Source organism: Nostoc sp., assembly GCF_041747015.1.
Lineage (GTDB): Bacteria > Cyanobacteriota > Cyanobacteriia > Cyanobacteriales > Nostocaceae > Nostoc.
Genome location: NZ_JBGTFY010000118.1, coordinates 1 through 5,441, shown reverse-complemented (window position 1 = coordinate 5,441; position 5,441 = coordinate 1). Strand labels below are relative to the sequence as shown.

The 5,441-nt window shown below is 40.0% G+C and carries 4 protein-coding genes and 1 pseudogene; all 5 read right to left on the bottom strand.

Annotated features, from left to right (window positions below; all coding sequences use genetic code 11):
• Positions 1-597 (bottom strand): annotated as a pseudogene (locus ACEW80_RS08985) (type IV secretory system conjugative DNA transfer family protein); the annotation flags it as partial.
• Positions 594-1,781, bottom strand: coding sequence for a hypothetical protein (locus ACEW80_RS08980; protein WP_373526254.1), 1,188 nt, complete (start codon positions 1,779-1,781; stop codon positions 594-596). The gene ACEW80_RS08980 and the pseudogene ACEW80_RS08985, both read right to left, overlap by 4 nt.
• Positions 1,782-2,303: 522 nt before the next feature.
• Positions 2,304-3,212 carry a hypothetical protein gene (locus ACEW80_RS08975; RefSeq protein WP_373526253.1) on the bottom strand — a complete coding sequence of 303 codons (909 nt, stop codon included), beginning with the start codon at positions 3,210-3,212 and terminating at the stop codon, positions 2,304-2,306.
• Positions 3,209-4,717, bottom strand: coding sequence for a hypothetical protein (locus ACEW80_RS08970; protein ID WP_373526252.1), 1,509 nt, complete (start codon positions 4,715-4,717; stop codon positions 3,209-3,211). Before ACEW80_RS08970 ends, ACEW80_RS08975 begins: the two co-directional genes overlap by 4 nt.
• The coding region (locus ACEW80_RS08965; RefSeq protein WP_373526251.1) for a hypothetical protein at positions 4,714-5,441 on the bottom strand (728 nt) is incomplete at its 5' end. The genes ACEW80_RS08970 and ACEW80_RS08965, both read right to left, overlap by 4 nt.

The following is a 5,441-nucleotide window of genomic DNA, read 5'->3' as shown; positions in this document are numbered from 1 at the left end:
GGCAACTGCGGATTCTGCAAAGCCTGGGGCAAGTACGGTAACTTGATAACCGCGCAAAGCGGCATACCCTGCTAGTATTGGCGCTTGCCCCTTGGCTTGTGCGGTGGCTGATTCTTGCTGTGCGTACTTGAAATCATAAAGTACCAAAGGGAAACCTTGATCTACTGCGGAACGAATCAGAGGATTAATCATTGAAAATGACTTTCCACTTCCCGGTCCACCACAAACTAAAATCCCACGTTGCGCCTCTGGAAAGTAAAGCGTTTTCGCGTCTTCAGGAATTTTGGTTTTTCTGATGCCATTGACAACTTCACTGGTTGTATTTTTGGGAGTTCCAATATAGAGCGATATCCGGTTATGCTGACGTTTATTTATTTGTTTACACGCCAATTTCCGAGCTGCTTTTTTCTCAGCACTGCCACCCCATCTAGCTGTCGCTAATTTCGCTTTACCTCCCTTGGAATCAATATATTTAGCTACCACTATTACTACACCACAGGCGAGTAATCCAAGTCCTGCGGGTGAAACGAAAGCATCTGTAAGTCCTGGGGGGATGAATTGGTTAGGATTGACTTCACTTGAGGTTTTTCCTGTCATCGCCCTGTCCCTGTAAAAACTAAATTATTTTCATTTACAGGTATCCAAGGAATAGGGCCAATAAAGTACGGCGTACAAGTTTTAGCCATGAAAGGGGGACGCACACAAATTCGGAAATTTAAACCAAAATCTGCTGTCCCTTTCGATTCATCGACACCAGTTAGAACGACCTTAAAGCCACTGCCATATACCAACCGCCCTGTTGGTTCTTTCCCTCCATTGACAGCAGCAAGAAAACCATAACCACCTTTGACCTGCTGTGATGAACCAGAAGCCCAGCGCTTACCATACAAGCCACCTTCAGAACCAGCAAAGTCGCCCATTTCCATGTATGAGCATTCTTCACCAGCAGGACAGGCAACAGCAACAGTGCTATCACCTCTAACAACACTACCAGATACAAAATAATTATTTCCAACCTTTGCATCACCTCTTTCAGATGTACCAAGTACGACGGAAGCAATACCCACAACACCAACACCAGAGTTAATCGGCTGGGGCATCTTATCGAAGGGTATTTGGCTCAGACCAGGAACTTGGTTGATGTAACTTTCCTGCCAAGATTTGAACTCTCCTAGCTGCGTTTCGTTCAATCCGGGAATAGAATAAATTGAATATCTCTTCAAGTCAATTTTACCCAATAAAAGATTAGCGACTTGTGGATTATTTTCGACAATTTGAGAAATCGTTGCATACTCCGAGAAAATGCCTGATTGAGCTAACAACTCTTGAAGTGGTGGGACTTGATTTACGTAGAGATTACCTAAACTGGGGATGGCTTGGAGCAACGATTCAGGAGTTTGCCATTGCATCAGTCCCAAGTCTAGTAGTGTCAGTTTCTCAGATAGAGGAACAAGCTGTGCGATAGATTTGAGGCTGAAATTAGACATTTTAAACGCATCGTCTGCATCTCCCAGCATCACAACAGAATCAACCTTTTGTCCTGCTGTCCATAAGCGTGAGGGGTCATAGCCAAATACTGAGATTAAGTTATCTGGTATTTTAAGATATCCTGCCTGTTGTACTGGCGGTAAATTATCCCAAGTAATTTGTGACCAATCTGGGGCTTGAGCTTTATACTTACCTTGAGAGTACGTCACTGTCGGGATATCAGCAAGAGTTGGTGTAGGTAAGGCGGGAATTAAAATGCTAAAACCAGCTAACAAATAGCTATTAAATTTCATCTATTTTTCTCCGAGAATAGTTAAATCAGTGAACAGTGAACAGTGAACAGTTATCACAGTTTCAGTCGGAGATTTGACCAAGAAGATTGGAGATTGAAGATCGCAGATTGCAGATTGCTTTATTGTTTGTTTTTGGTACAAGCCCTGCAAGAAAGTGGGCGGAATAAATCTAAAAGACGCTCGCGGACTCGCTAACGCTTCGCTATCGTCAATCTAAAATCCTCAAGCTGCATTCCTTGTGGGTGCAGTCAATCTCAAATCTACAATCGTCAATCTACAATTGTTTTGCCCCGACTGAAACACACCATTTTGAGAAATAGGTGACTCTAACTCCCAACAGAAAAATTAACTGATAACTGATAATTGTTGAGTGGATAATATCAACTGCAATTTTACTTTGGTAACACTAGCTTGAAGTATTTTACGTTTTCGTTTTTGACCACTTTGTCCATCGCATCTCTAGCGGTAGCTCCTGTTTCGGTGACGACCTTAATAGTTCCGTCAGGGGATTTAAACTTAATTTCAAATTCCATATCTTTGCCCCCATTCAATTAACTGATTAAAGACTTGAAAAGAAATCCCAGCTCTCGAAATAGCCTCTTCCTGACTTTTGCCCTGACGTAATAACCTGATGGCGTCTTGAACTTTATTCCAAGTCGTTGAACCAACTTTTACTTGACCATTACGATTCCCTATTGCTAAACCCAAGACAAGAGTATTAGCATCATTTCTGAGTAAGATAGTGCCTGGAGATACAAGGGTAGGATTAGTTTTGCGATTTTGAGATTCAACAGTAGCTACCATTGGTTGAGGTAGTGGCGAACGCACAGTTGATACTGGAGGTATCCGATTTTCTGTCGTTGTTAGTAGTGTTGGGACTTGAGTTTTAGCTGTATATAATGGTCGTTCAGAGTCGGGTTTGATAACTAAGCTGGTATATGATGGCTCTCCGGTTGCGGGTGTCAACTTGAATTGATATTGTTTTTGTCCACCAGAGCCAGTTGTAAGAACAGTGATTTGTGTACTGCCATCGGTGCTGTTTGTCATGTTAGGAAAACTAATCGGTTTGATTTGGCGTAAAAATAGGACAGTGCCATTACTACAGTTAGAATTGGAATTATTATCAGCTTTTTGACAATTAGAAGTGAAAGAGATACGTGTAGGATCTCCTATCCAAACTTGTTTGATTGTTTCACCTGTGGGGATAAAATTAATAGTCAAACCATATCCCTTCCAAATTTTTAAAGACATATCTTGTGAACCTTGGGCATCCTGCGAGTAAACTGTTCTGGTACTGCCAGCTAAAACTTGAGCCGGACTTAGAACTAATAAACCGATTAATATGCTTTTGGTTAAGGAAAGGGTGAAAGGAGAAAAGTTTTTTACTCTAAACTTTTCTCCTTGCCCAGGTTTCTGCAAGAAACTTTTCATAAAAAAATAGTTTGATTAACAAATACTTGAACCTTTGTCCCCGCATTGACAACAAAAACTTTTTGGGCGGACTCTATGCCTTGTAGCTGTTGACTATTTGATGATTGCACCCTTTGAAGAATTTGATTGAAACTTCCTTGAGTAAAGCCAGCTAATAAATTTTTATTGTCATTACTCACGGTGCTAGTAGAATATCCATTAGAAGTAATAGTACTTTGGCTACTAGGACTATTTTCTATCTCAGCAGCTTTTGATACTCCAGCGATTACCGCTGTTATGAAGTCACTACCTAAACTACTGCCCTGACGTGATTGCGCTCTTAACTTTTCCCCATTTTTATTAAGAATCAAAATCGAATTTTCAGTCAAAGGTTTTTCTAAAGTATGACCATTGATATTGATTAAAGCTGCAATGGCGGACATTTGAATATATTCAGAGGTGTTGTTATGAGGTACGACTACCAAATAAGAATCTACAGGCAAAACCTCACTTCCATCAGACGCTTTTAATGGTTTTGTTAGTCTAATTAGGAATTTTTGAATTCCTTGCTGACCATTGCTAGCATTTAAAGCAATTGGAGTTTCTAATTTCCCCTCTGTTCGAGTCCCTACTAAAATGCGTAATGCGTTGTCATCTGTATTTTGTGAATTTATAGTTGGATTTTTACTCAATTCTTTATTTAAAGGTAATGATTTGGGTGTACCAGTGCCACCCTCTACGCCATCTGTTAGTACAGATGAGTTAGTTGTAGATTCAGTACTATTAGTGCTGAAACTACCAACGTTTGCAGCAGCAAGCCATTCTTGCATTGGGTCTACAGATTGAGTTTTGACAGGATTGAACATAGCTGGAGTAACTCGTGCTACTGGCTTTGGCTGAGGGTATACAACTGGTGATGAGCGTGTAGGCGGGTAATTAATTCTTGGTGGCGCGGGATTTCTAGAAACTGATATTGGTTGTGTGCGCTGTACGGTTCTTGGAGTTGGAGGGGGCGCAACAGATACAGGTGTAAATGATGAAGTTGGTGTTGGTGAAGATGCAGCTTTTTGATCGCGGATTTTCTTAAATTCAGAATTTTGGCTAGTTAGAGCTAAAGCTGTTTTAGTTTGTCCAGTCTCATCGACAATTTCTGATGATTCTATTTTTTCTTGATTAGTTTTTGATGGTTCTATTTTTGTACTACCCATATTCAAGACATTCATGGAGCCGTTAATCACTCCACCTATAAGCATGATAAAAACAAATATTCCCCCACCAATAACACCCATTTTTAAAATTGGGTTCTGTGAGACTGTGCAAGTAGTTACGATTTCTTCTGGTTCAGGAACTTCTGATTGAGGTTTAGCTGATGTTTCAATTTCAACATTTACCCCATTCATGGCGGCAAAATTTTTCTTATCCAAAGAGGCTGGGGAACAAGACGATTTCTCTTCTTGCTCCCTGCTCCCTTCATCCTGATATAGTTCCTCTTCTACCGCGTGTGGAGATTCTTGTGTTTGCGTCATTTTAATTCTAAATCTTGGATTTTATATATTTCTAAACCAGCTTTGCGAACCCGATTAGCTGTTTGTTGAAAGTCTGACGAAATATTAGGTAATGTTGGTGTGTCTATGGTTCTAGTAAAAATAGTCTTATTAAATCCTATTGGTTCTCCTACCATATTGCTACCCTGAAAAACAATAACTTCGGCAATCATATCTATAGACCATTCACCTTTTCTCAGTTTTTTAGGCTCACTGAGCAAGGTAACTTTTAAAATAGATTGAGTCGAACCATTGAAAACATCAGGTGGCGTGAGATTACCAATTTCTTGAAGAAAGGGGGCGCGAAAATCTTCAGACAAAGCAAATCCTGTAGCCCACACGTTAGTAGTAATTTTGTGACTACCTGCCTGTACACCAGTATCAAGTTTTAGCTTTGTGGTCGGATCTACATTGTAATCACCACTTGCTTTAGGTAAGGCATTCCAACTAAGTAACCCTGTCATTGTCTGCCCGACAAAATACATAATGGCTTGCGGCGATCGCTCATCATTTATAGAAGATACTCTAATAGATTCACCATCGTTTAGTTCTACTAAGGTTGGGGCTTTGGAGTTAGCAATTTTACCCATACTAGCAAAATTTATTAACTCTATTAATAGCAGAATAGTTAGTAAAATTGCATTACCTATTAAAAATATTGGGGTAAAATTTAACTCTTTTTTTTCTAGTAGTCTCATCTTCTTAA